Genomic DNA, 25,615 nt, shown 5'->3' with positions numbered 1-25,615 from the left:
AGAGCCGGCGCCTGAGATGCGCCTGTTTTTTCTCGTCATCCCGGTGAAGGTTGGGATTCAGTGCCTCCGGTGTGGAAAGACGCTGGATCCCAGCGTTCGCTGGGATGACGGTGAGGCTGTTTGGGAGGTTTCGGTTGATTGGGCGTCGCGCCGGTTTGGTGGAAGTGCGAGATAGAGGGGCGGAGTCGCGGTGCGTGTTTTTTGCTCGTCATCCCAGCGAAGGCTGGGATCCAGTGCCTTCGGTGTGGAAAGACGCTGGATCCCAGCGTTCGCTGGAATGACGGTGAGGCTGTTTGGGAGGTTTCGGTTGATTGGGCGTCGCGCCGGTTTGGTGGAAGTGCGAGATAGATGCGCGGAGTCGCGGTGCGTGTTTTTTGCTCGTCATCCCAGCGTTCGCTGGGATGACGGTGAGGTTGTTTGGAAGGTTTCGGTTGATTGGGTGTCGCGCTGGTTTGGTGGAAGTGCGAGATAGGGGGCGGAGTCGATGCGCATGTTTTTTGCTCGTCATCCCAGCGAAAGCTGGGATCCAGTGCCTTCGGTGCGTAGAGACGCGGGATCTCAGCTTTCACTGTGATGACGGTGAGGTTGTTTTGGGGAGTTTCGGTTGATTGGGGCGTCGCGTTGATTTGGCGGAAGTGCCCGAAAAAAGGATTTGAGGAAATCTCTGGCGCCAAGCTCTTATTCGCTTGTCTGCAAACGTAAGTTTTAAGCAAGCAAGTCATTCAGGGTATCCGCCCCTGAATCAGGCCATTAGAACCACCCTCCGCCCATCAACGCCCGCACCATCTCCCTGACTTGACCGAAGCCTCCGCCCCCCCGCACGATGGGTGTGCAGATGGCAGCCGGAATCCGGCGTCCATGCACACATCTTTATGCAAGCGGAGCAGTCGGCTGCGTAAGGGTGAATCACGTGCACGGGCGCAATGCGGGCGGCCAGAACTGCGCAAGGAAGACTTCAGGGGGAACTGAAATGAAACGTACATTGCTGACGGCGTGCCTGCTGGCCGCCGCCATGCCGCTTGCGCACGCCAGTAGCGTGCGGGCGGAGAAGTTGCCGTTGCCGAAAACCATGACCTGCCTGCAGGTGAATCCGCCGATTGTCGAAACGATAACGCGCGGCTTGCTGCGCATACCGGTGGAGATCGCGCTCGGGCAGGGGGCTTATGTATCGGAGCGCGAAGACGCCAACGGTGTGTATTACCGAGCACCCGAGGGCGCGATCACCGAGCGGCGCACCGACGAAAAACCCACCTCGGTCGCCGGGCGTGCCGCTACGTTCGATGGTGGCATTTATGTGCCCAATGATCCTGCGGTGGCGCCGACTCTCTACGAATACTACGGATCGTTCAACGTGGTCAGCGCGGCAGACACTGCCGCCGCGGGCAATACGAGTTGTAGCGATCTTGCCTACAGGGTCGATCCCAATACGCACAAGCTCAATGTGTTGGCGGTTGGTTTGGCGACGGGCCTGGGCGCTGCCACTGGCACTGCCACCGGCTTGGCTGTGCACCACGCCCTCCAATCGCATTTCCATGCCAACGTGGGGCGGGCCGCCGGCGTTGGGCTGGCGGGCGGTCTGATCGGCGGACTGATTGTGGCGGCGATCGAGAACGCCAAAGTCGGCAGGATCCAGGCAGGCCCGGATCTGGACACGCCTACCGTCGAAAAAATAAAGGCGCTGGTTGCCAACAAGGTTGCCATGGTGGATGCGAATCACCCAGGCGCTGCGAATGGTGTTGCCAGCACGGCGGCCGCGGTACCGGTTACGCCCGCGGCGGTGGCGGCTGCGCCCTCCGTGGCGGTTGCTCCTGCGGCGGTAGCGGTGGCGGCGGCACCCGCTACGGCGGTAGCGACGCAGGCGCCTGCTGATGCGGATGTTCAAGCCGCTGTGGCGACGCCATCCGCGGCACCGGTGGTCGCTGCCACGGCCACGGATGCAGCCACTCTGTCACTTGCCCAGAACGTCGCCAGCCAGATGGGATGCGGTGCGGTGCAGGCGCATGGAGAGGGCGACTACGTCGCGCCGTGCGGTTCGTATGGCGTTTTTATCGGCTGCGATGCAGGGCAGTGCCGACCCTTGCATACGATCAAGCTGGAAGGCGATCAGTAAGCGCCACCGACGTCCGAACGATAGCGGCCACCCCGGTGGCCGCTATTCGTAGAACATGGTGAACACGACGGCCGCATTGGCTTCGCCCGGTGTGACTACAGCGGCGGTTTGGTAATAGGCGGCGGTCATGGGAATTTGGTAGCTGCCACCGGTGGCAGCGTTGTACTGGGTCATCTGCATGGGCTGATCCAGCGTAACGGCGCCGGCATCGGCCAGCTTCAGTTGCACGCCGATGCCGGTGGCGGCGCCCTTGCCGGTGCTGCTGAGCTTGGCGATGCCCTGGGCCGCATCGACGGTGCCGCTGGTGGGATGCAAGAGATAGCTGACCTTGGTCAGCCCAGCGGGGCAGTTGCTGATCGTGAAGTTGAAGCGTCGCTCGCTCGCGGTGGTGCCAATGCCTTTGAATGCCGTGGGAGAAATGGCTCCCAGGTTTACCGGCATGTCGCCCACCGTGCAGGTTTGCGCGGTGACGTTGCTGCCCGCAACCAGCCGGATGTCGAGTATGGTGAGCTGATTGTCGCCGTTGACATAGGCGCCGAGTCGTCCAGCTGGAATGCTGCCGGCGAAGACCGGGCCAATGGGTACGATTTCCAGAATGAATCGGTTTTCTTCTTTAATACCGGCGCCGCCCACGGCCAGCGGCATGGCGGATGCGTAGGAAACGAGATAGTCGCTCCAGCTGAACTTGATCCGGTAAGCGAGTCCGGTGTTGCCGATGGGGAAGAGATTGCCGGCATTCGGCGCGGATATGGCGCCCACGCTATTTATCATTCCCAATTTGGCCGCGAGGCAAACGGCAACGACCATCGAGGGATTGAATGCCGTGGCGGTGGCGATGACCGTTCCGGTGGGTAGGTCACGTGGCACGCCTAGGTTGGCCGGCAGGGAAAAATTCAACGTTTGCGCCGAGCCGAACTCATAGGCGCAGCTTCCGGCCAACGCATGGCTGCTCCATGCCGCGAGCAGAAAAATCATGCCGCCGATGGCGAACAAGTGGATGAAACCGCGCGATAGGGACGAACTTCCCTGTTGGTGCATGGCTATGCAGCTCTGAAATGATTTTAAGCGTGGGACAGGCGATCAGCTGCAAGGCCGGCGCGTGCACGGCGAGACGTGCCGCCAGTGTGGCGGACGTTTTGGCGGCGACGTAATCAGTACGAACAGACACGCAGTGTCAGCGCAGGGAGACACTGCGCCTAGGAAATCGGGCCGGGCCTGGCTGGTTCACGCCAAAGCGGCCCCGTCGACACTCCGCGACAGGGCGCTCGGCGCCTAGAACTTCACATGAAACTCCGCCCCATACATGCGCGGCGCCGTGATGTACGCATACGGCGTGCCCAGCACCGATTGGGATACGGTGCCCAGGCCGATCACATTGCGCTGGTTGAAGACGTTGTTGACGTATAACGCCACGCCCCAGCGGCCGCCGTTGGCGGTCCAGTCCAGGCGCAGATCGGTGCATTTCTGCGGCGCATTGAGGTCGAAGCTGGAGGTAGGCAGCGAGCATTTGCCCTGGTACACCGACGCGGCATTGCAGCGCAGCGGCCCGCGGAAGCCGTAGTTGGCGCTGAGGGTTACGCTGCCGTTGACGACGTCGTGCCAGGCGTAGGCGCCGTTGACCGAATACGACACCTTCGGTTCGTCCACTGGCTGGCCGGAGACGTCCGCATAGTCGATCTGGCCGTTGTCGAGCACGCCGATCGGCACTTTCGCCTTGGTGTAGCGTGAATCGATATAGCCGCCGTTGAAGGCCAGCCGCAGGTTGTCCAGCGGCACCCATTCCACTTGCAGGTCCAGACCCTTGGCGGCCTGGTCGGTATTGCTGACTTCGTACTGCGGTACGTTGAGGCCTTCGCTGGACGGAATCAGCGTGAGCGTCTGGCGGTTGTTGTAGCGGTAGTAATAGGCCGATGCGTTGACCAGCAGGTTCTGCTCAGGAAAGGTGGTCTTGATGCCGGTTTCGGCATTCCACACTTTCTCCGGCGCAAACTCGGAACCCGGCTCGGTGCCGTCGAAGCCGCCGGCCTTGTAGCCCTTGGCGAACGACACATACCCCATCATGTCGGGCGTGAATTTGTAATCGAGCACGAAGCGCGGGCTCTTGTTGTCCCAGCTGGCGCGCTTGGACACCAACTGGTTCACCGCGGTGGTGAAGATCTGGTTCTGGGTAAGAATGTTCAACAGCTGCTGCGCGGTGACCTTGCCGCCGGTCAGCACCGGTACCAGATTCAACAGACCCGCAGCCTGCATCTGCGCCAGCGTGGCATCCAGCTGCGGCGCCGAACGCGGCGGCGTAAACCAGGTGAAGTCTTTCTGATCGTGGGTAAAGCGCAGGCCCACGGTGAAGTTGAGCTTGTCGGTGATGTGCCAGATGGTGTCGCCGTAGCCGGCGATGGCGGAGAACTTGCCGGTGTTGTACACCGTTTCGGTCCACGGATCGCCGAGCAGGTTGTACGGCAGATTCAGCGACTGCAGGATCGAATTGAAATAACCGAAGATGGTGCCGGTGGGCGTGTATTGCTTGCCGATGCCGGTGTTGAGCGCGAGCGTGTCGTAGGTGTCGGTGTTCACGCGCGCCAGGCTGGTTTCATCGGCATGCTCCTGGTAATAGCTGGCGCCGGCCACCCAGTCGAGCAGGTCGTTATTGCCGCTGAATTTGAACTCCTGGTAGAAGGTGTGGCCCGCACCGATCACGCCGGTATTGAGGTATTCGGTTGCCTGTTGCAGGCCGGTGCCGTTCTCGATATGCGACATGCTGTAGCTAGTCCAATTGGTGGTGGACGTAAAGCTGCCCCAGCTGAAGCTGTGATCGATCGCCAGCGTGTAGTCGTTGTAGTTGCGCTCTTCGCGGCCGTCGGTGGCGCTGTTGTAGAACGGCGCATTGAGCGGGTTGTAGAAGGTAGACGGATTGGCGGGGAAGGGCGCGCGTGCGTAGAGGTTGTTGGCCGGCATCGGCACCAGACCCATGTCGATGCGCGAGGGATCTTTCACGCGATCGTGGTCGTAGCTCAGGTGCAGCTGGGTATTGGGCGTGATGTTCCAGCGGTAGACGATGCGTGCGCCCCACTCGTCGTTCTTGCCGTAGTGCTGGCCGGTGGCGGCATCTTTCAGCCAGCCGTCGTCCTGGTTGTCGACCACGCTCACGCGCAGCGCCATGTCCTGGTTGATCGGAATATTCACCAGCGCATCGCCGTAGCGCTTGCCGTAGTTGCCGATACGTACGCGCGCATCGCCTTCGAATTTATCGGTGGGCTCGTTGGTGATGATGTTGATGGCGCCGGCGGCGGTATTGCGGCCGAACAGCGTGCCTTGCGGGCCCTTGAGCACTTCCACCCGCGCGATGTCGTTGAAGGCCATCAGCGAGCCGCCGTCGCGGGTCTGGTAGATGCCGTTGATGTACACGCCCACGGCCGAATCGGTGCCGATGCCGAAGTCGTCGGTTTCGATGCCGCGCAGACGATAGGTGGGCTGGGTTTCATCGGTGTTGTCCACCACCAGCCCCGGCACGAAGGTATTCATGTGGCTGAGGTCGGTGGCGGCGACGGCGTCGACCTGGCGCGCGGTGACGATGTTCATCGCGATCGGCACGTCCTGCATTTCCTGCGTGCGGCTTTGCGCGGTGACGGTGACCTGTTCGAGCTTGGTGGCCTGGGCCGGCCTGGGCGTGGTGCCGGCGGCGGCCGGTGCGTCCTGCGCTTGCGCGGCGGTGCTGCCGAGTGCGCCGGCAAAAAGCGCACAGGCAATCCTTGAGGCGAGTGTCCTCGGGCTGATCGGCATGTTGGGTTCCCCGTTACTTGGCCAGCTTGCGTCCGCCGCGATCCCCATCGTGACGGCGCCATGGATACGCGCCGGTATGTTTACGTTGATGGCACGGCGCTGTATAGCTGCGATGCAACATCGCTCGCGCGTTCGTCCTACCGAACTGGCGCCGCGCTTTCGCTATCATCCGCGCTTTGCCTTTGCGGAGTGAGCCCATGAGTTTTCTGAGCAGGATGCTGCGCCACAAATCCGTCGAGCTGTTGCAGGCGGAAGCGGGCCGGCGCGGCGATTTCCGGCGCGTGCTCGGTTTGTGGCAGCTCACCGCGATCGGTATCGGCGGCATCATCGGCGTGGGCATTTTCGTGCTGGCCGGGCAGCAGGCGGCGATGAATGCCGGCCCGGCGGTGGCGCTCAGCTTCATCATCGCCGGCTTCGGCAGCGCCTGCGCGGCGCTGTGCTACGCGGAATTCGCCGGGCTGATTCCGGTCACCGGCAGCGCCTATACCTATGGCTATGCCGTGCTGGGCGAGTTCGTGGCCTGGATCATCGGCTGGGATTTGCTGCTGGAATACGCACTGGTGGTGGCGGTGGTGGCGATCGGCTGGTCCGGCTACGTGCAGGTGCTGCTCGGTTCGGCCGGCGTGCATCTGCCGGAGTGGGCGCAGCAGAGCATGAGCGCGCAGACCATGGAGTATTACCTGCAGCAGCTGTTCGGCGTGCATGGCACGCAGGCGATTGCCGGCCCCAGCGACGGGCATCGCTTCAATGTGATCGCCGCGGCGGTATCGCTGCTGGTGGCGGCGCTGCTGACGATCCGCACCGAATGGGGCGCACGCTTCAATACGGTGGTAGTGACGATCAAGGTGATCGGCGTGCTGCTGGTGGTGGGCGTGGGCGCGTTCTACGTAAATACGGCGAACTGGACGCCGTTTATTCCGCCACGCGCGCTCGACGCGCAGGGCGTGGGGCATTTTGGCTGGGCCGGCGTGCTCACCGGCGCCAGCGTGGTGTTCTTTGCGGTGTTCGGCTACGACACGCTGACCACCGCGGCCGAGGAAGCCAAGCATCCGCAGCGCGACCTGCCGCGCGCGGTGCTGTTGTCGCTGGCAGTGGCGATGGTGCTGTATATCGCGGTGTCGCTGGTGCTGACCGGCATTACCCACTACAGCCACCTGGGCGGCGACGCTTCGGTGTCCGACGCGTTCGAATCGATCGGCCTGCATTGGCTGAGCGTGACGATTGCCGCGGCCGCAGTGATCGGCGTGACCAGCGTGCTGTTCGCCTTCATGCTGGGCGCGGCGCGCATCTGGTTTGCGCTGGCGCGCGATGGCCTGCTGCCGGCGTGGTTTGCGCATATCCATCCGCGCTTCGGCACGCCGGCACGGCCGACGGTGATCCTGGGCGTGTTTACCGCGCTGGTGGCCGGTCTGCTGCCGATCGGCGAAGTGGCCGAGCTGGTGAATATCGGCACGCTCAGCGCCTTCATCATCATCTGCACGGCGGTACTGGTGCTGCGCGTGCGCAAGCCGCAGGTGGCGCGCAGTTTCCGCGCACCGGCGCTGGCGGTGGTGGCGCCGCTGGGCGTGCTGTTCTCGCTGCTGCTGATCTTCGGCGTGCCGATGACGGATGCGGGCGGCTGGCACCTGATCGGCGGCCTGCCGTGGATCACCTTCGAGCGCTTCATCATCTGGATGGCGCTGGGCTGCCTGGTGTATTTCGGCTACGGCATGCGGCATAGCAAGCTGGAGCAGTAGCTCTGCTCCCTCTGCCCTGCGGGGAGAGGGCTGGGGTGAGGGGGCAACCTTGCGGGGACGGTGGTTGATGCGGAGCAAGAGCGCTCCGCGTACTTACGGGGTTTCGGGCAAGCCGTGGCCCCTCACCCCAAACCTCTCCCCGCAGGGCAGAGGGGGCGCAGCGTGGTTTCATTCCAAACCGCGCTGCACACCCAAGTATCGATATGACCTCTGGCAGGGGTAGGGCATGTGGGCCTTGGCTCAACATGCATGGGCCAACGCCTTTACTGGCGTGCGTCATCACCTTGCCGTCCTCGCGGATGTCCGCGCGGGCTGCGCCTGCCTGGAGTCGTCCGTGAAATTCCACACCCTGCGTTTTAGCCTGATCGCCGCCGCCGTGTTCGCGGCCTGTTCCCTGTCGGCCAGTGTGGCCGCACAGTCCGAAGCCGCCGATGCCGCGGCGCCCGTCGATCAGCCGTATGCAGGAATGCTCACGGTCAATGTGGATCTCACCGATGCGGGCAAGCGTATTTTCCGCTCGCACGAAACCATTCCGGTGAAGCCGGGCGCGATGACGCTGTTCTATCCGAAGTGGATTCCGGGCGAACATGCGCCGTCCGGTCCGGTGGAGAATGTGTCGGGCCTGGTCATCCGCGCCAACGGCAAGCAGCTGCCGTGGCGGCGCGACCTGCGCGATATGTTCGCGCTGCATCTGGACGTGCCGGAGGGCACCACCCAGCTCGATCTCGATTTCGACTTCCTCTCGCCGGGTGATGGCGAGGGCAGCAACTTCGGCGCCAGCGCCTCGGCCACGCCGGACCTGGTGGACATGGAGTTCAACCAGGTGGCCTTCTATCCGGCTGGCTATTACACCCGCCAGATCCAGATCCAGCCGACTGTGCAGCTGCCGCAGGGCTGGAAGTTCGGCAGTGCGCTGGAAGTGGACAACCAGTCCGGCAACACCATCCATTTCAAGCCGCTGAGCTTCAATAATTTCGTCGATTCGCCGCTGATTGCCGGCGCCAACTTCAACCGCGTGGACCTGGCGCCGGGCGCCGCGGTGCCGGTGCATCTGAACGTGGTGGGCGACACGGCCAAGGCGGTGAAGCTGACCGACAAGCAGCTGGAGCAGCAGCGCAACGTGGTGGCGCAGACCAACCTGCTGTTTGGTGCGCATCATTACAGCCATTACGACTTTCTGCTGACCCTGTCCGACCATACCGGCCATTTCGGCCTGGAGCATCACCAGTCCAGCGACGATCGCCTGCCGGCCGATTTCTTCACCGATGACGATATGCATCTGGTGGCGGCCAGCCTGATGCCGCACGAATTCGTGCACTCGTGGAACGGCAAATTCCGTCGTCCGGCCGACCTGTGGACGCCGAACTTCAACATCCCGATGCAGGACGACCTGCTGTGGGTGTACGAAGGCCTTACCGATTACTGGTGCGGCGTGCTCACCGCCCGCGCGGGTCTGTGGACGCCGGATCAATACCGCGATTCGATCGCCAATATCGCCGCGCAGATGAGCTATCGCACCGGCCGTAGCTGGCGCTCGCTGCAGGACACCGCCGATGCGGCGCCGCTGACCTATTACGGTTCGGAAAGCTGGATCAACTTTATCCGCGATACCGATTTCTATCCGGAAGGCCAGCTGCTGTGGCTGGACGTGGATACCAAGATCCGCGAGCTCAGCGGTGGCAAGCATTCGCTGGACGATTTTGCGCATGCCTTCTACGGCATGGAGAACGGCAGCTACGTCACCAAGACCTACAACTTCGATGATGTAGTGAGCACGCTCAACCAGGTGCAGCCGTTCGACTGGGCCAAGTTCCTGCGCGATCGCCTGGATTACACCGGCAACGAATTGCCCGAGCACGGCATCGAGCAGGGCGGCTGGAAGCTGGTCTACGACGACAAGCCCAATGGCGAGGAAAAGGCCGGCGAAAGCCTGCGCCACGGCGGCAACTTCGCCTACTCGATGGGCCTGGTGGTGAACCAGAGCGGCCGCATCGGCGATGTGCAGTGGAACGGTCCTTCCTTCCAGGCCGGGCTGGTGCCGGGCTTGACCATCGTGGCGGTGAATGGCCGTGATTTCTCGGTCGATGCGCTGAAGGATGCGATCGTCAGCGCCAAGAATTCTTCGGCGCCGATCGAGTTGCTGGTGAAGAATGTGGATCTGTACAACACGGTGAAGGTCGATTACCACGGTGGCTTGCGTTATCCGCATCTGGTGCGTGCGGATGGCAAGGATCTGATTGGTGCGATCGTGGCGCCGCGTAAGTAAGTGCATGCAAGTCCGTCATCCCGGCGCAAGCCGGGACCTGGTGACTTCGATGCGGAAAGACACTGGGTCCCGGCTTGCGCCGGGATGACGGTGAGGGGAGTGGCAACATTTCTTCCCGAAAAAAAGGCCGCCCTTGGGGCGGCCTTTTTTTCTCAACAGCGCGCCAATTCAGAAGCGATATTCAATCGACGCCGAATACGCAGCCACATTCACCTTGTCGCGAAAGCGATCGTCGGGGTGGTTGTACTGCAGGCGATAGTTGTCGTAGTTCAGCGCCAGGCTCACGTTGTGCGTGACGTCGTAGCCCAGGCCCAGGCCGCCGTACAAACCGTTATTCCAGCTACGGTGATCGCTGCTGCCGTCGGTGAGGTAATTGGTGACGGTATCGGTGCGCTGCGAGCGCAGGTAGCCGCCGTGCGCGGTGACGAAGAAGCCGTCGTAGACGTTGTATTTGGCGTTAAGGCCCAAGGTGGCTGCGCGCGCATTGACCGAGGTTTCGGAGAACGGGCCGGTGCTCTTGCGGCGCCCCAGATAGGCGTAGCCGACTTCCGCGCCGACGATGCCGTTCCAGCGCCAGCCGAAACGCACGTTCTGGAACACGCTGTGCGGATGGGTGATGTCGGTGCGGTATTGGGTCTGGCCGAGGTTGCCGGCCGCGAAGAAGTTATCCAGCTGGTTGGTATCCACATTGCTGCCGACCACCGGATCGGCGGCGGCGATGCCGGCAGCGGCAAACGCGGTGAAGGCTGCGGCAGTCACAAACAGTAGCTTTTTCATGAAACGCTCCATGCATCTTGTTTTCGTAATTTCTTATCGGGGTGCTGCGTCACGGAGAGCGACGCAGGGCGCGAAGCTTAGGGCATCGGCGATCCGGCGAAAGTGCCGTGCGGGATGTCGAGCGACGGCGGTTTGCGTGGAGTTCAGGGCAAGAAAATGCGCTTTTTTGCCGTTTCAGGATCAAGTCCGGGCGGTTGCGGCCGATACAACCGGCAATGCAGAGCCGTTCCGCAATGTCTTGTACGTGAGGGGATATGGGCCAATTCTGGAAACGCTGGTTTACGCGCGAAGAGCCGAAAGAACGGCCGCGCTTCGGCGTCGTGTTGCCGTGGCCGAATGAAACCGCGGAGGAGCCGGCGCAGCCGGTGCCCGCGCTCAGCAGTGCCGACGTGCAGGATTGGTTCTACCGCCTGGTGCTGGGCATGCCCGGTTCCGAAACCCAGGAGCTGCGTCCGCCCGAGCAGGTGATGCTCAAGCGGCTGGATGAACTGTGCGGTGGCGACCGTTTCGATATCAGCAGTCTGCCGCGCCTGCCCGAAGTGCTGCCGCAATTGCTGCGCCTGCTGAAAAGCGAAAGCGCCGACGGCACCAAGGTGGCCAAGCTGATCAGCCGCGATCCGGTGCTGGTGGGCGAGGTGATGCGGGTGAGCCGCAGCGCGCACTACCGCACCGCACGCGCCATCAGCAGCCTGCAGCACGCAGTGGTGCTGCTGGGTCACGATGGCCTGCGCCAGATGGTGACCCAGCACGTGATGAAACCGATTCTGCAGGCCAGCGCGGGCATGCTTGGCCATGCTGCCGGGCAGCGCTTGTGGGACCACGCCGAACGCTGTGCGCATGCCAGCATGTACCTGGCCAAAGGCCACGGCGATCCGTTCGAAGCCTATCTGGCCGGGGTGGTCTGCAATGCCGGTGTAGGCGCGATGGTGCGCGTGTTCGACCAGGAAGCGCCGCCGACGCTGGGCGTATTCAGTCGCAGCTTTCTGATCAGCTTTATGAGCATGGCCAACCATCTCACGCTGCGCGCGGCGCGGCATTGGGAATTGCCGCCGAACGTGATCGAAGCCTTGCGCGAGCGATTGGAAGCGCGTTCCAGGGCGCCGGTGACGGAGCTGGGCAATGCGCTGTTGGCGGCCGATCATCTGTCGATGATCCAGATGCTGGCGGAGAACCATGTAATCGACCGGTCGACGCTGCCGGCGCAGAATCGCCCGGATCGCCTGCCGGATGTGCTGGTGGAGCGCGCGCAGCAGGAGTTGCGGCGGGTGTTTCGGCAGAATGAAGGGTATGTCGGCTGACAATACGGCGTTTCGCCGCGCAACGGTGCGTCGCCTGGGTGCGGCGGTCTTGATTCGGTTGCTGCCGCGCCAACGCATACGTGCTGATATCTGCGGCTGACGCGACTGTAGGTTGGGTTGGCGCAGCGTAACCCAACAAATATCCGCATCGAGATAGCGTGCCGTTGTGCCGAAAGATGGCGGCATTGTTGGGTTACGCTTCGCTAACCCAACCTATGTCATCGGTGTGTGGCGGGTTTAATTGGGCCGCTGTTCTGCGAACGAATACACCTGGTCCGCCCACTGCGTGGCCGCGTAATACGCGCCGGCCATCTTGCGGATGTTCTGCGGCTGGATCTGCGCGGTTTGCAGGTCGCCGGTTTCCCAGGCGTAGATCTGTCCCAGCAGTGGTGCGAACGGACCGCGTTCTTCCACCAGCGCTTCGCGGATTTCCGGTGCCAGCGGCAGATGGCTGAGCACGAATTCCATCGGCGCGCACAGCAGCGTGTCGAGCAGCGAGAGCAGGCCGGCCATGAAGGCCATGTCCTGTTGTTCGGTGGACATGCCCTGGGCGAGTTTTTCGCACATGTGCGCGCGGATCAGTGCGGCGCGCAGCAGTTCCGGCGGGCGATCGTCCATGCTGCTCAGCGACATGGTGTTGATCCAGTTGCGCATGCGCGCCACGCCGAAGAAGATCGCCGCCTGCTGGATCGATTTCAGCTGGCGCGGCAAGGCGAAGTACGCAGAGTTCACGCAGCCGAGCAGCTTGTAGCTGAGCACGGCGTCGTCGCGGATGATTTCGCCCAGTTCCACCGGGCCTGCATTGTTTTCCTGCAGCGCGCTCATCAGGCGCAGCAGGCTCAGGCGGTTGGGCGTGAGCACCGGCACTTCGATCTGTTGCGGCACCAGCAGGTAGCGGCCCTGGATCGCCTGGAACGGCAGATCCTTGCAATGGCCGTAGGTGACATGGTCGTCGACGTTGCCGGCGATAACGCCCAGGCCGCGCTGGAACAATTGCTTGCAGCGGATGGCGAGCGTGTCCGGGTCGAGCGCCTTGGCATTGATGCGCACGTAGCGCGCCAGGCGCAGCAGCGGTTCCAGCGCGCCATGCGGCTGGCTGGCCGCCGGATCGAGGCTGCCGAGGTCGAGCATCAGCGGGCAGTTGCGCAGCGCCAGCTGCTGCAGGCGCTGCACTACGGCGGCGTCGCGCACCTGGAACGGATCGACGATCACGCCCAGGCGCGGCGTATGCGCCAGCACGTCGGTCTGTTCCAGCAGCAGCGAGCGCGGCATGCGCATGAAGGCGCGGTTGCCGCGGACCAGGCGAGTGATCGCGCCATCGGTGATGCCGGAAAGGATGCCGCCGATCATGGTGGTGTCGGCGTCGGTGCCCGCGCCCTGGCGGTAGAACACCAGCTCGTAGGCGAACAGTTCTTCTTCCTGATCGAGGATCGGACTGCGCACTACCGGGAGCAGCAAGTCACTCAGCGAATTGGGAGCGTCGTTGCCCGGGGTGGCGGGGGCGGTCGCTGAGGCAGTACTGGTCGTCATGATATCGATACCGGGCGGGGTGGAGCGACTACCGTGACCAGGCTCCCTGCCCGACTCACGCGGGGATGACGTTGATCAAACTTGCGCCAGCGGCACCGAGCGGGGCGTTCCCTGAAATGCTCCGCTGGGGCTGTAGGTACCGACTTGCTGGTCCGCACCGGTAAGCACGGACAGCGCGCGGCGTACTTGCGTCAGGCGCTGGCCGACGAGCGCGCCGTTGCGCTGGTTTTTGTCGCGGCAGGTGGCCAGCGATTTGAGTACGTCGCGCCACGCGGGTTCGGCCTGGGCGGTAGCGTCGGCGGAGGTGCTGCACAGGTGCAGGCGTTCCACATCGAGCTGCTCGAGCCGACGCATCAGCATCTGCTTGGCCTCGCCGGCGCGGTTGAGCGCCCTGGCGTCTGCGCTGGTGAGCGCTTCGCGTTCTTCGTCCAGCACGGTGATGAGTTGCGCGGTGGTCGCGCTCATCTCGTCCAGGACGGTGCGCAGCGTGGCACCGAGTTCGGCCTGCAGATTCGGACTCATGACATTACTTCGTGCCGCCGATCTGGTTTTCCATGGAGGTCAGGCGGTCGGCAATGGCGTTCGGATCCACCTTGTAGGTGCCCGCGGCCAGCGACTTCTTGATCTGCTCCACCTTGGCGGTATCCACCGGGCTGCCGGTACTGCTGGCCTGGTGCAGGGCGTGCGCCGAGTCGGTCAGCTTCACGCTGTCGTCGGTTTGCGCCGACGCGGTGTTGCTGGCGGACGAGGTCGTCGACGCCTGGCTGGCGCTGCTGTCCGTGCTGGTGGTCGCGAGCGGAAGCTGCGGTAATCCGTTTGACGAAATGGTTGTGTTCATAGCCCTTGGACTTCTCTGGTTCGGTGAGCCCTGGGAGGGGTATCGGCCCTTCCTGGGAAAACTTTAGGCCTGTCGGCCCGGCAAGTATGGCCGGTTGTGCCGGCCCCGGCGCGGCCGCTCATGGCAGCGCCTGCACCTGCCCGGCGCTGAGTACCACCGCATCGATGATCTTGCCCGAATTGCCGTTGCGCACCCGCAGATGAGCCCCGGTGTCGCCGCCGTCCAGGGCGATGGCCGAGGCGCGTACCTCGATCCCGTCCAGGTCGGCGATCAACGCCACTTCCTCGCCCGAGCGCACGGTCTGGCGGCCGTTGAGATCGCCCGGTTCCAACACTGCCCCGGCGATCAGCGGCCGCGCCAGCGAATGGCCGGTGATCTGGTCGAGGCTTTCGATATAGCCATAGCCCAGGCGGGTGACGTCGCGCTCCTCGGCGTGCACGTCGGCCGGCCCGGCGATATCGCCACGCGCCAGCGGGCGGCTGGTGACCAGCACCTGGCGGAATACCTGCATTTGCACCGGCACCTGGATGGTCCAGCCCGGACTGCCGCTGCAGCTCACCGCCACCGCCACGCGCGAGGGCGTGCCCTGGCGGCCGGGCAGACTGGTCTGCAAGGCGTGCGGGCAGGCTGCCAGATGCAGGCGCGGATTGAGTCGGGTCGGCATGATCACCACGCGGCTGCCGGCGCTGCCGTACTGCGTGTGCACGGCTTGTTCGGCGGCGCTGCGCAGTTGGTCGGCGGTGGTGTCGGCGTGGGCGACGGTGGCGCTCGTAAAAAGGATCGCCGTAGCGATGAGCCGTGCCGCAGCCCCCACGGACGTCATTCCCGCGCAAGCGGGAATCCATTTTGCTCTGATGTCAAAAAGCAAGAATGGATTCCCGCTTGCGCGGGAATGACGTCGTGCAGAGGGCGGCGGCGTCTGCAAACTCATGCCACGCCGTCGGCCAGCATGCTGGACAGCTGGTTGTTGATCGCGTCGCGCTCGCTTTCCAGCTTGCCGGACATCTGCGCGGCCTGGTCGAACTGGCCGTTGATCAGCAGTTCCAGGAAGGCGTTGCCATGTTCCTGCAGACGCGCTGCCGACTGGCGCAGCGTTTCGCTGGTGGGATGCTGGGCGTGTCGAGCGGTAAGGCGGTCGAGGCTGCGCTGCAGTACGTCGGTATCGAACCAGCGGCGATCCAGCGAGGTGGGTTCCTGCAGCGCCAGTTCCATGCTCTGGCGCAGGCCCACGACCGATTCGCGCACGGTCAGGCTGAGGCTGGCGGTGTCGTTGCCGCTTTCGCCTTCCAGCCAGCCCAGGCACAGGCGATGGGCCAGTGCCGCGGCGCGGCTGAGCGCTTCGCCGTGGCGACGCGCTTCGTAGGCACGGCGCTGCAATGCACCCAGCGTCGCCTTCATGGTGGTGGCGCGCACCTGGGTGGCGTCCTGGGTTTCGCGCAGCGAGCGCAGCTGGCCACCGGCGGCCTGCAGCACTTCGCTGCCCTGCTGCAGCGAGCGTTCGGTTTCGGTCACGCCGCTCTGTGCGCGCTCCAGCCGTTGCAGGCCGAGCTGCACATTGCCGTTCATCTGCAGCGAGAACTCACCGATGGAGCTGGTCACGGTTTCGATTTCCGCCGTGGCCTGGGTGGTTTTTTCCGCCAGCTGCTTCACTTCGTCGGCCACCACCGCGAAACCGCGACCGGCATCGCCGGCACGCGCGGCTTCGATAGCGGCGTTGAGGGCGACCAGGTTGGTCTGGTGGGCAATGTCCTGCACCGTGGTGGTGAGCGCACGGATCTGCGCCACCTGCTCGGTCAGCAGGCTCTGATTCTGGTTCATCGCCGAGAGCGCGCTGCGCAGCAGACGCAGCTGGCCGTTCAGCTCGGCCACGCTGGCGCTGCTCTGCTCGCCGGCCTTGCCGGCCTGGGCGATACCGCCCTGGGCTTGCTGCAGCATCGTCGACATCCCGGCGCTGTGCTCCGTCAACTGACCGACACCATCGCGGCTCTGGCCGATCGACTGTTCCAGCTCGGTCTGCTCTTTATGCAGGGTCTGGGCATGGGTAAGCACCAGGCTCTGCTGTTCCAGCGACTGCAGCGCCACCGCGGCAGGCGCGCGCGGGGCCAGCCGCGCGAACAGCGGCGCCAACAGCCCGGCGGCCACGGGATGCTTGCGGCTCAGGCGCGCCAGCTCGGCGTCGTTACCGGCGAGGGCGGCTTGGATAAGGGCGGCCAGGTGCTGGCTGCGGAGCAGACTCATAAGCGAGGCAATTCCATACAAGGGTTCCCTGACATCGGCGGGAACATTCGAAAGTTGAGGAAGCAAGTGATGTGCCACGCGGCACGCATCACACTTTTCCGCAAGGTCATTCCGCCGCGGGAGATTCAAGATCCCCTCGCCCATGCCGATAGTTCCATGCGGCCGCCATCCGGCGCCCGATGAAGCTATCGAGGAACAGGCATGACAGGCGCGGCACTGCTGGACAGCGTGGAGAGTCATACCCGGCTGGCCGGTCATAACCGCGTGGCCATGCTGCTGTTCCGCCTGGGCGACGCGCAGCTGTTCGGCATCAATGTGTTCAAGGTGCGCGAGGTGCTGCGCAAGCCGCCGCTGGAAAAGCTGCCCGGTATGCATCAGCTGCTCGCCGGCAGCTTCGACTACCGCGGCAAGACCATTCCGGTGATCGACCTGGCCGCGGCGCTGGGCTACTCGCCGCTGGAAACCACCGCATCGGCGCACCTGGTGGTGACCGAATTCAGCCGTACCGTGCAGGGTTTCCTGGTGGCGGATTTCCAGCGCATCGTGCATTGCACCGGCGAATCGCTGGAGGCGCCCTCGCCGACCCTTGGCTTCGGCTCGCGCGTCAGCGCGGTCACCCGCATCGATGGCCAGCTGATGGCAGTGGTGGATGTGGAGCACGTGCTGGCCAGCATCGACGGCACCGCCGCCGAGGTCTCCCACCGCATTCAGCAGCAGGCCGAGCAGCAGCACATCTCGCCGCGCCGGATCATGGTGGTGGACGATTCCACCGTGGCGCGCCTGCGCATCATCAATCTGTTCAAGCAGATGGAAATCGAATGCATGGTGGCGCAGGACGGCCACGAGGCGCTGGAACAGCTGCAGGCGATGATGGCCGGCGACGAAGAGCCGATCACCCTGGTGCTGTCGGATATCGAAATGCCGCGCCTGGACGGCTATGCGCTGACGCGGGCGATCCGCGAGACGCCGGCCCTGCGCGGATTGAAAGTGGTGCTGCACAGCTCGCTCAGCGGCGTGTTCAACGAGACGCTGGTGCGTGAGGTGGGGGCGGACCGGTTTATTGCGAAGTTCCAGCCGGATTTGCTGGCGAAGACGGTGTTGGAGCTGATGGTGGTGGACTAACACGCGCTCTGCTCCCTCTCCCCTGCGGGGAGGGGGCTGGGGTGAGGGGGCAACCTCGCAGCGATGCTGGTTCGCTGAAAGAAGCAAAAAACCAAAACAAAGCGGTGTGGAGCACGTGGCAAGCGCGGCCCCTCACCCCGACCCTCTCCCCGCAGGGGAGAGGGAGTAGAGCATCGGCCGTCAACAAATTGACGGCTTTATCGCCATTGGCGTGATGTCGGGAATCCGTCCCGCCGCGCCGGTATAACGTCGCGGCCATCGCCGCCACGTCCCCGCATGCGGCCGCAAACGGCCGCGCCATGCGGTTTGTGCCATGCGCGGAAGGCGTGGCATACAACTTGCTCACGACCCTTGCAAGCAGTGATCGCTGCGGGGAATCCGTCAATGAGCAATCTTCTCGACAACGTGTTCGGTTTAAGCAGCCAGGCCCTGGATGTCTGGCAGCGCCGTTCCGAAGTGATCGCCTCCAATATCGCCAACGCCGATACGCCGAACTTCCAGGCGCGCGACGTCGACTTCCGCCAGGTGCTGCAGCAGGCCGGCGGCCAGTCGTCGAATCTGCCGCTGGATACGCCCTCGCCGGGCCAGATCAACACCACATCGCAATCGGCCGAGCAGCTGAAGTATCGCGTGCCGCTGCAGCCGAGCATGGACGGCAACACCGTCGACACGCAGGTGGAGCAGGCCTCGTTCGCCAGCAACATGGTGCATTACCAGGCCAGCCTCAGCTTTATCAACAGCACGATCCAGACCTTGCGCCTGGCCATCAACGGTGGAGGACAAAGCTGATGTCGCTGATGAAGATCTTCGATACCGCCGGTTCCGGCATGGCCGCCGAATCGCTGCGTCTCAATACCGTGGCCAGCAACTTGGCCAATGCCGACAGCGTCAGCAACAGCGCCGACTCCGCCTACAAGGCGAAAGAGCTGCTGTTTGCGCCCACCCAGCAAAGCGACGGCCTGCTCGGCGCGCAGGACGGCCAGGCCAGCAACGGCGTGCGCATGGTCGGCGTATCGGAAAGCCAGCAACCGGTTGAAACGCATTACGACCCGGGCAACCCGATGGCCGACCAGAACGGCTACGTGTACGGCAGCAACGTCAATCCCATCGATGAACTGGTGAACATGATTTCCGCTTCGCGTTCGTACCAGAACAACGTGGAAGTTATGAACACCACCAAGCAGCTGATGATCAAGACCATCGATCTGGGCAGCTGATCCGGAGCCATCCATGTCCGCCGTAACCAACAACACCAGCAGTTATTCGACCAGTGGCCTGAGCCTTACCGGCAGCACGGTCACCAGTACGCCGACCGGTTCGATCATGACCCAGTCGGATTTTCTGCAGCTGCTTTCCACGCAGTTGCAGAACCAGGATCCCACCCAGCCGATGGACAACTCGCAGATGGCGGCAGAGCTGGCGCAGTTCGCCACGCTCAGCACCACGCAGGACATCGACACCAATATCCAGTCGCTGAGCAGCAACCTCAGCAGCGGCATGCAGACCTCGCAGGTGCTCAGCGCCTCCAACCTGGTCGGCAAGCAGGTGCTGGTGCCTTCCAGCACGCTCGCCTACAGCGGCAGCGCGGTCGGCGGTGCAGTGAATGTCAGCACGGCTGGCGATGTGGTGGTGACCATCAAGGACAGCAACGGCAACACCGTCAACACCATCGACCTGGGCAACCAGCAGGCGGGGCTGGCGCAGTTCAGCTGGAACGGCACCGACAGCAGCGGCAACACCGTGGCCAACGGCACCTACAGCATCTCGGCCAATAACGGCGGCACCAGCACCGCGCTCGATACCTACGCCTCCGGCGCGGTCACCGGCGTGGGCTACGGCGGCAGCAGCACCGGAACCTATGTGCAAGTGGCAGGCATCGGCGGCGTACCGCTGGCCCAGGTTGCGCAGATCAACTGACGTCGACCGATCGGTCGTCATCATCCTCAGAGGAACACAGCATGGCTCTCAATCAGGCGCTCAGCGGCATCAATGCGGCCCAGGCCGATCTCAATGTCATTTCCAACAACATCGCCAACGCGGGCACGGTCGGCTTCAAGGGTTCGACCGCGCAGTTCGCCGAAGTGTATGCGGTGACCGGTCTCAACCTGAGCTCGAACACGGTTGGCAGCGGCGCCGAACTCACCGATGTGGCGCAGCAGTTTCAGCAGGGCGACCTGGAAACCACCAACGGCAGCCTGGACATGGCGCTCAGCGGCAATGGTTTCTTCGTGGTCAACAACGGCAGCGGCAACCAGTACACGCGCGACGGTGCGTTCCATGAAGACGCCAACGGCAACGTGGTGACGTCGGCCGGCGCCAATCTGCAGGTGTATCCGCCCAATGCGGCCGGCGGCTTCAACACCAGCACGCTGACCAACCTGCAGTTGAATACCGCGCAGAGCGCGGCCACTGCCACCAGCACGATCACGGTCAATGCGAATCTGCCGGCCGGTGCGGCGCTGCCGACCGACACGCCGTTCAGCCCGACCGACAGCCAGAGCTACACCAACGCTTCTTCGTTCGACGTGTACGACTCGCAGGGCGGTTCGCATTCGGCCACGATCTACTACGTCAAGACCGGCAACAACACCTGGGACGCGAACCTCTATATCGACGGCAACAGCGCCGGTACTGCGGCGATGACCTTCAACAGCGCCGGTGCGCTGACTTCGCCGGCCAACGGCAATCTCAGCTTCACGCCCACGCAGCCGACCAACGGCGCCACGTTCCCGTCGCCGATAAGCATGAACGTGACCAACACCACGCAGTTCGGCACGGCCTACGCGCCGGGCACGATCAACCAGAACGGCTTCGAGGCCGGCACGCTGGAGAACGTGGAAATCGGCACCGACGGCATCGTCACCGCCATCTACTCCAACAACCAGACCACCCAGCTGGGCCAGATCGCGGTAGCGAACTTCGCCAATCTGCAGGGCCTGCAGCAGGTGGGCAACAACCAGTGGGTGGCGACGCAGTCGTCCGGCACCGCAGTGCTGGGCACCGCCAGCGTGGGTCAGTTCGGCGATATCGAACAGGGCCAGCTGGAAACCTCCAACACCTCCGATACCACTTCGCAGCTGGTCAGCATGATCCAGGCGCAGCAGAACTATCAGGCCAATTCGCAGATGCTCGGCACGGTCAGTTCGCTCGACCAGGCGCTGTTCCAGGCTGTTGACCGCGGCTAATCGACACTGAGCCATGGACCGTTCCGTCTACATCGCAATGACCGGCGCCACGCAGACCATGCGGGCGCAGGATGCGGTCAGCCACAACCTGGCCAACGCCTCCACGGTCGGCTTCAAGAGCGAGCTGAGCGCGTTTCAAAGCGTGCCGGTGCTCGGTCCCGGCGCCAGCACGCGCATCAACGCGGTGGCGCAGGGTGTGGGGCAGGACGAAACCCAGGGCACGGTGCAGCACACCGGCCGTTCGCTGGATGTTGCGGTGAACGGACCGGGCTGGATCGCGGTGCAGTCCGCCGACGGCAGTGAAGGCTATACGCGCGCCGGCGATCTGCAACTGGATGCCGATGGCAATCTGACCGATGCACGTGGCAATCCGGTGATGGGCACCGGCGGTCCGATCACCATTCCGCAAAGTTCCAATATCAGCATCGGCAAGGACGGCACCATTTCCACCGTGCCGATGGGGCAGGGGCCCGACACCATCGCCGCGGTGGGCCAGCTCAAGCTGGTCAATCCCGATCCGACGCAGATGACCGAAGGCCCGGATGGCCTGATGCATATGAACGACGGCAGCAGCGCCGATGCCGACGACACCGTCACGGTGACGTCCGGCGCGCTGGAAGCCAGCAACGTCAATTCATCGTCGGAGCTGGTGAAGATGATCTCGCTGTCGCGCCAATACGAAATGCAGGTGCGTTCGATCAAGACCGCCGAAGACGACGCGGACGACAGCAGCAAGTTGCTGCAGACGAGCTAGGAGATCGACGCATGATTTCCAGCTTCGCCTTATGCATGACTCCCTCTCCCCTCCGGGGACAGGGTTGGGGTGAGGGAACACGCTCGCGAGCAGCCAGCTTCGAAGCCGGCGCCGATGCATGTTTTCCGCAAGCTTGTCCCCCTCACCTCGGTCCTCTCCCCGTTGGGGATAGGAAGAAAAACTAAACCTGGAGCGCCGAGATGTTCTCTTCATTGTGGATTGCCAAGACCGGTCTGGATGCGCAGCAGACGCAGATGGACGTGATCTCCAACAATCTTGCCAACGCCAGCACCACTGGCTTCAAGACCTCGCGCGCCTCGTTCCAGGACATGATGTACCAGAACGAAGGCCAGCCCGGCAGCCAGACCACGCAGCAGACCGAAGCACCTTCCGGCCTGCTGCTGGGCACCGGCGTGAAAGTGGTAGGCAGCGAGAAACTGTTTACCCAGGGCGCGATCACGCAGACCGGCAATCCGCTCGACGTGGCGGTGCAGGGTAACGGTTTCATCCAGGTGAGCCTGCCGGACGGCACCGTGGCCTACACGCGCGACGGTTCGCTGCACGAAGATTCCACCGGCCAGGTCGTGACGGCCGACGGTTATCCGCTGGTGCCCTCGATCACGCTGCCGGCCAACGTCAACTCGATCACCATCGGCACCGATGGCACGGTCAGCGCCACCAGCAACGGGTCCACCACGCCCACGCAGATCGGCGTGGTGCAGCTGGCCAATTTCGTCAATCCCGCCGGCCTGGAGCCGATGGGACAGAACCTGTATCTGGAAACCGAATCCAGCGGCACGGCACAAACCGGGCAGCCCGGCCTCAACGGCATGGGCACGCTTGCGCAAGGCTCGCTGGAATCGTCCAACACCAACGTGGTGGAGGAGATGGTCAACATGATCCAGGCCCAACGCACCTACGAGATGAACTCCAAGTCGATCAGCGCCGTGGACGACATGTTGCAGTTCGTCATCAACAAGACCTGAGTACCGCCGTTATGTCGTATTCCTCCCTGTATGCACGTGTGGCGATGGCTTCGCTGCTGGCGGCTTCGCTGGCCGGCTGCGCGGCGATCCAGCAGCACCAGAAAGAAGACGATGCCGAATGGGCCGCCACCGCACCGGTGACCCAGCCGGCACCGCCGCCGCCGGATGGCTCGATCTATCACGACATGCAGAACCTGGAGCTGTTCAACGATCCGCGCGCGCACCGCATCGGCGACATCCTCACCATCAACCTGGTGGAAGCGATGCAGGCCAGCAAGAAATCGGAAACCACCACCAGCAAGACCGACAAGGTGAATGTGGGTGCGCCGGAAATCCTCGGCCACTCGCTCAGCGTGGCCGGCGGCGCGGCGGCGAATTCGGCGCTCAACAGCGCCAACAGTTTCGATGGCGCCGGCAGCAGCACGCAGAGCAACCAGCTGACCGGCCAGTTCACCGTCACCGTGTCGCAGCGCCTGTCCAACGGCAACCTGATCGTGCGTGGCGAGAAGTGGCTGACCATCAACCAGGGCAAGGAACTGATCCGCTTGTCCGGCATCGTGCGCCCGGAAGATATCGCGCAGGACAACTCGGTCGACTCCACCCGCGTGGCCGATGCGCGCATCACCTACACCGGCCGCGGCACGCTGGACCAGGCCAATACGCAGGGCTGGCTGGCGAAGTTCTTCAATTCCAAGTGGATGCCGTTCTGATGAGCGCGAACACTTTTTTCAATGCTGTTGATGCTTGCCGTGAACCGCTCCCTCTTCTACGTGCAGTAGGGGAGGGTTGGGGTGGGGTGAAGCCCTCACCCTCGCGGCAAGCTCGGACAATCCCGCCTCAACTCTCCCCTGTCAAACAGGGGAGGGGGCTGCTTGCGGCGAGTCGTGCGCACTTCGCGCTGATCGCCGCAGCGATAGTGTTGATGCTGATTCCCAGCATCTCGCACGCCGACAAAATCCGCGACCTCGTGCAAGTAGCCGGCGTACGCAGCAACCAGCTGGTCGGCTACGGCCTAGTGGTCGGCCTCGACGGCACCGGCGACCAGACCACCCAGGCACCGTTCACCACGCAAAGCCTGGAGAACATGCTCAAGCAGTTCGGCGTGTCGATTCCCAGCACCGGCATCCAGCCGCAGCTGAAAGACGTGGCGGCGGTGACCATCACGGCGGATCTGCCGCCGTTCGCCAAGCCGGGCCAGGCCATCGACGTCACGGTGGCCTCGATCGGCAATGCCAAGAGCATTCGCGGCGGCGAACTGCTGATGACGCCGCTGCGCGGTGCGGACGGCAATGTCTACGCGGTGGCGCAGGGCAGCGTAGTGGTCGGCGGCGTCAGCGCCTCGGGTCGCAGCGGTTCCAGCGTGCAGATCAATATTTCCGCCAGCGGACGCATTCCCAACGGCGCGTCGGTGGAGCGGGCAGTAGCCAATTCCTTCGGCAGTGCCGGCGACCTGGTGCTGAACTTGAACACCGCCGACTACGTCACCGTCAATCGCATCGTCGATGCCATCAATCATCTGTATGGCGCCGGCACGGCGCGTGCGCTGGATGGTGGCTCGGTATCGGTGCGCGGTCCCGTCGACCCGGGCCAGAAAGTGGCGTGGCTGGGCGCGATCGAATCGCTGGACGTGGCGCCGGGCGATGCGCCGGCACGCGTGATCGTCAATTCGCGCACCGGCACGGTGGTGATCGGTGCGGATGTGCGCGTCAGTGCTGCCGCGGTGGCGCACGGTTCGATCCAGGTGACCATCAGCGAACAACCGCAAGTAAGCCAGCCCGCACCTTTCAGCAACGGCCAGACCACGGTTGTGCCGAGCAGCCAGGTATCGATCAGCCAGCAGGGCGGCCATATGTTCAAGTTCGGTCCTGGTGTGAGCCTGGATTCGATCGTGCGTGCGGTGAACCAGGTCGGTGCGACGCCGACCGACCTGATCTCGATTCTCGAAGCGCTCAAGCAAGCCGGTGCGCTGCACGCGGATCTGGTGGTGATCTGACATGGCCGATATCGGCAACGCCGCCGCGCAAAGCCTGAGCACCTGGACCGATTTGTCCGGGTTCAGCGCCTTGCGCCATCAGGCGGAGTCCGATCAGAGCGGCACGCTGCCGGCGGTGGCCAAGCAGTTCGAATCGATGTTTACGCAGATGCTGCTGAAGTCGATGCGCGATGCGAACTTCGGCGATCCGCTGTTCGAAAGCCAGGCCACCGACGAATGGCAGGACATGTATGACCAGCAGTTGTCGCTGAACCTGTCCCAGCACGGCAAGGGCCTGGGCATTGCCGACATGCTGGTGCGCCAGCTTGGCGGCCATAACGGCCAGGGCGCCGAGCACAAGACCGGCGCAGTCGATCCGAGCACCACCGGACTGGCCGACAGCTGGAAGCAGCGTCTGTTCGAAGTGGCCGATGCGACCCGCTCGGCGGGCCGCGCGGCGATGTCGTGGGTGCCGGCCGATGCGGAAACCTTTGTGCGCGAACTGGCGCCGCAGGCGAGCATCGTGGCCAAGGAACTGGGTCTTTCGCTGCGCGCCGTGCTAGCGCAGGCCGCGCTGGAAACGCAGTGGGGCAAGCACATGCCCACCCACGCCGACGGCAGCAGCAGCTTCAACCTGTTCGGCATCAAGGCCGGCGGCAGCTGGGACGGCGCGCGCGTGAACGTGCCCACGGTGGAATACGAAGACGGCATCGCGGTGCGCAGGCAGGCGCAATTTCGTGCGTACCGCTCCACCACCGACTCGCTGGCCGACTACGCCGACCTGATCGGCAAGGATCCCCGCTACGCCCAGGCCCGCGGCCACGGCGACGACGTGCTCGGCTATGCCCACGCGCTGATCCAGGGCGGCTATGCCACCGATCCTGAATACGCCGGCAAAGTGGCGGCCATTGCCAACAGTTCTGTGATGCGGCAAGCACTTGACGCACTCAAGAAAACCGGCGGAGTGCCGAATTTATGACTGAAAAAGGCCGTGGGTACGGTACGCCCGCCAGAATGTCGTCATTC

22 protein-coding genes are annotated in these 25,615 nt (G+C 63.7%); 14 read left to right on the top strand and 8 right to left on the bottom strand.

Translation table 11 applies throughout. The annotated features are described in order from the left end of the window. Window positions 1–970: 970 nt before the first annotated feature. Window positions 971–2,110 carry a hypothetical protein gene (locus IGX34_RS04125; protein WP_192554378.1) on the top strand — a complete coding sequence of 380 codons (1,140 nt, stop codon included), beginning with the start codon at window positions 971–973 and terminating at the stop codon, window positions 2,108–2,110. Between the two features lie 42 nt (window positions 2,111–2,152). On the opposite strand, the gene IGX34_RS04120 is transcribed toward IGX34_RS04125, so the two are convergent. Together IGX34_RS04120 and IGX34_RS04115 are read right to left on the bottom strand one after the other, a co-directional pair. Further along, window positions 2,153–3,103, bottom strand: coding sequence for a fimbrial protein (locus IGX34_RS04120; protein ID WP_192554377.1), 951 nt, complete (start codon window positions 3,101–3,103; stop codon window positions 2,153–2,155). A 279-nt stretch (window positions 3,104–3,382) separates the two neighbouring features. Further along, a complete protein-coding gene (locus IGX34_RS04115; RefSeq protein ID WP_192554376.1) occupies window positions 3,383–5,887 on the bottom strand; it encodes a TonB-dependent receptor in 2,505 nt (834 codons plus the stop codon). Window positions 5,888–6,084: 197 nt separating this feature from the next. Between IGX34_RS04115 and IGX34_RS04110 the strand changes: the two genes are divergently transcribed. Together IGX34_RS04110 and IGX34_RS04105 are read left to right on the top strand one after the other, a co-directional pair. Then, window positions 6,085–7,623 carry an amino acid permease gene (locus IGX34_RS04110; RefSeq protein WP_192554375.1) on the top strand — a complete coding sequence of 513 codons (1,539 nt, stop codon included), beginning with the start codon at window positions 6,085–6,087 and terminating at the stop codon, window positions 7,621–7,623. 334 nt (window positions 7,624–7,957) lie between these two features. Next, window positions 7,958–9,889 (top strand): M61 family metallopeptidase, encoded by a 1,932-nt coding sequence (locus tag IGX34_RS04105; protein WP_338015406.1) that lies wholly within the window; start codon window positions 7,958–7,960, stop codon window positions 9,887–9,889. 168 nt (window positions 9,890–10,057) lie between these two features. Here IGX34_RS04105 and IGX34_RS04100 read toward each other — a convergent pair whose 3' ends face one another. Continuing rightward, window positions 10,058–10,666 (bottom strand): outer membrane beta-barrel protein, encoded by a 609-nt coding sequence (locus IGX34_RS04100; protein ID WP_192554373.1) that lies wholly within the window; start codon window positions 10,664–10,666, stop codon window positions 10,058–10,060. Window positions 10,667–10,920: 254 nt separating this feature from the next. On the opposite strand from IGX34_RS04100, the gene IGX34_RS04095 reads away from it, so the two are divergent. Next, a complete protein-coding gene (locus tag IGX34_RS04095; protein ID WP_192554372.1) occupies window positions 10,921–11,964 on the top strand; it encodes an HDOD domain-containing protein in 1,044 nt (347 codons plus the stop codon). A gap of 237 nt (window positions 11,965–12,201) precedes the next feature. Here IGX34_RS04095 and IGX34_RS04090 read toward each other — a convergent pair whose 3' ends face one another. From IGX34_RS04090 to IGX34_RS04070, 5 genes are all read right to left on the bottom strand, one after another. Next, window positions 12,202–13,494, bottom strand: a complete 1,293-nt coding sequence (locus IGX34_RS04090; protein WP_192554371.1) for an EAL and HDOD domain-containing protein — start codon at window positions 13,492–13,494, stop codon at window positions 12,202–12,204. Window positions 13,495–13,569: 75 nt separating this feature from the next. Then, window positions 13,570–14,016: a flagella synthesis protein FlgN gene (locus IGX34_RS04085; protein ID WP_192554370.1), complete on the bottom strand. Its 447-nt coding sequence runs from the start codon at window positions 14,014–14,016 to the stop codon at window positions 13,570–13,572. A gap of 4 nt (window positions 14,017–14,020) precedes the next feature. Continuing rightward, window positions 14,021–14,332 carry a flagellar biosynthesis anti-sigma factor FlgM gene (gene flgM, locus IGX34_RS04080; RefSeq protein ID WP_192554369.1) on the bottom strand — a complete coding sequence of 104 codons (312 nt, stop codon included), beginning with the start codon at window positions 14,330–14,332 and terminating at the stop codon, window positions 14,021–14,023. 118 nt (window positions 14,333–14,450) lie between these two features. Next, window positions 14,451–15,146: a flagellar basal body P-ring formation chaperone FlgA gene (gene flgA, locus IGX34_RS04075; protein ID WP_338015405.1), complete on the bottom strand. Its 696-nt coding sequence runs from the start codon at window positions 15,144–15,146 to the stop codon at window positions 14,451–14,453. 113 nt (window positions 15,147–15,259) lie between these two features. Continuing rightward, the gene (locus tag IGX34_RS04070) at window positions 15,260–16,570 is read right to left on the bottom strand and encodes a methyl-accepting chemotaxis protein (RefSeq protein WP_192554367.1); all 1,311 of its coding nucleotides are present in this window, start codon (window positions 16,568–16,570) and stop codon (window positions 15,260–15,262) included. A gap of 201 nt (window positions 16,571–16,771) precedes the next feature. Here IGX34_RS04070 and IGX34_RS04065 point away from each other — a divergent pair, with 201 nt between their 5' ends. The 10 genes from IGX34_RS04065 (at window position 16,772) to flgJ (ending at window position 25,568) form a co-directional block, all read left to right on the top strand. Continuing rightward, a complete protein-coding gene (locus IGX34_RS04065; protein WP_192554366.1) occupies window positions 16,772–17,692 on the top strand; it encodes a chemotaxis protein in 921 nt (306 codons plus the stop codon). Between the two features lie 384 nt (window positions 17,693–18,076). Beyond that, window positions 18,077–18,481 (top strand): flagellar basal body rod protein FlgB, encoded by a 405-nt coding sequence (flgB, locus tag IGX34_RS04060; protein WP_192554365.1) that lies wholly within the window; start codon window positions 18,077–18,079, stop codon window positions 18,479–18,481. After that, window positions 18,481–18,909 (top strand): flagellar basal body rod protein FlgC, encoded by a 429-nt coding sequence (gene flgC / locus IGX34_RS04055; RefSeq protein ID WP_192554364.1) that lies wholly within the window; start codon window positions 18,481–18,483, stop codon window positions 18,907–18,909. The genes flgB and flgC overlap by 1 nt, the downstream gene beginning before the upstream one ends. A 13-nt stretch (window positions 18,910–18,922) precedes the next feature. Continuing rightward, entirely contained in the window at window positions 18,923–19,609 is a 687-nt protein-coding gene (locus IGX34_RS04050; protein WP_192554363.1) for a flagellar hook assembly protein FlgD, read from the top strand. A 41-nt stretch (window positions 19,610–19,650) separates the two neighbouring features. Continuing rightward, window positions 19,651–20,877: a flagellar hook protein FlgE gene (gene flgE, locus IGX34_RS04045; protein ID WP_192554362.1), complete on the top strand. Its 1,227-nt coding sequence runs from the start codon at window positions 19,651–19,653 to the stop codon at window positions 20,875–20,877. Between the two features lie 13 nt (window positions 20,878–20,890). Continuing rightward, window positions 20,891–21,631 (top strand): flagellar basal-body rod protein FlgF, encoded by a 741-nt coding sequence (flgF, locus tag IGX34_RS04040; protein WP_192554361.1) that lies wholly within the window; start codon window positions 20,891–20,893, stop codon window positions 21,629–21,631. 200 nt (window positions 21,632–21,831) lie between these two features. Continuing rightward, window positions 21,832–22,617, top strand: coding sequence for a flagellar basal-body rod protein FlgG (gene flgG, locus IGX34_RS04035; protein WP_192554360.1), 786 nt, complete (start codon window positions 21,832–21,834; stop codon window positions 22,615–22,617). Window positions 22,618–22,628: 11 nt separating this feature from the next. Beyond that, a complete protein-coding gene (gene flgH, locus IGX34_RS04030; RefSeq protein ID WP_192554359.1) occupies window positions 22,629–23,327 on the top strand; it encodes a flagellar basal body L-ring protein FlgH in 699 nt (232 codons plus the stop codon). A gap of 212 nt (window positions 23,328–23,539) precedes the next feature. Further along, complete coding sequence (locus tag IGX34_RS04025; protein WP_238482134.1) at window positions 23,540–24,610, top strand: flagellar basal body P-ring protein FlgI; 1,071 nt, start codon at window positions 23,540–23,542, stop codon at window positions 24,608–24,610. Between the two features lies 1 nt (window position 24,611). After that, the gene (gene flgJ / locus IGX34_RS04020; protein ID WP_192554357.1) at window positions 24,612–25,568 is read left to right on the top strand and encodes a flagellar assembly peptidoglycan hydrolase FlgJ; all 957 of its coding nucleotides are present in this window, start codon (window positions 24,612–24,614) and stop codon (window positions 25,566–25,568) included. Window positions 25,569–25,615: the final 47 nt, after the last annotated feature.

This window comes from Dyella acidiphila, from assembly GCF_014863405.1.
GTDB classification, from domain to species: domain Bacteria; phylum Pseudomonadota; class Gammaproteobacteria; order Xanthomonadales; family Rhodanobacteraceae; genus Dyella_B; species Dyella_B acidiphila.
Note: the sequence above shows the minus strand (reverse complement) of the source record. Positions and strands in the feature narration are given on the sequence as shown.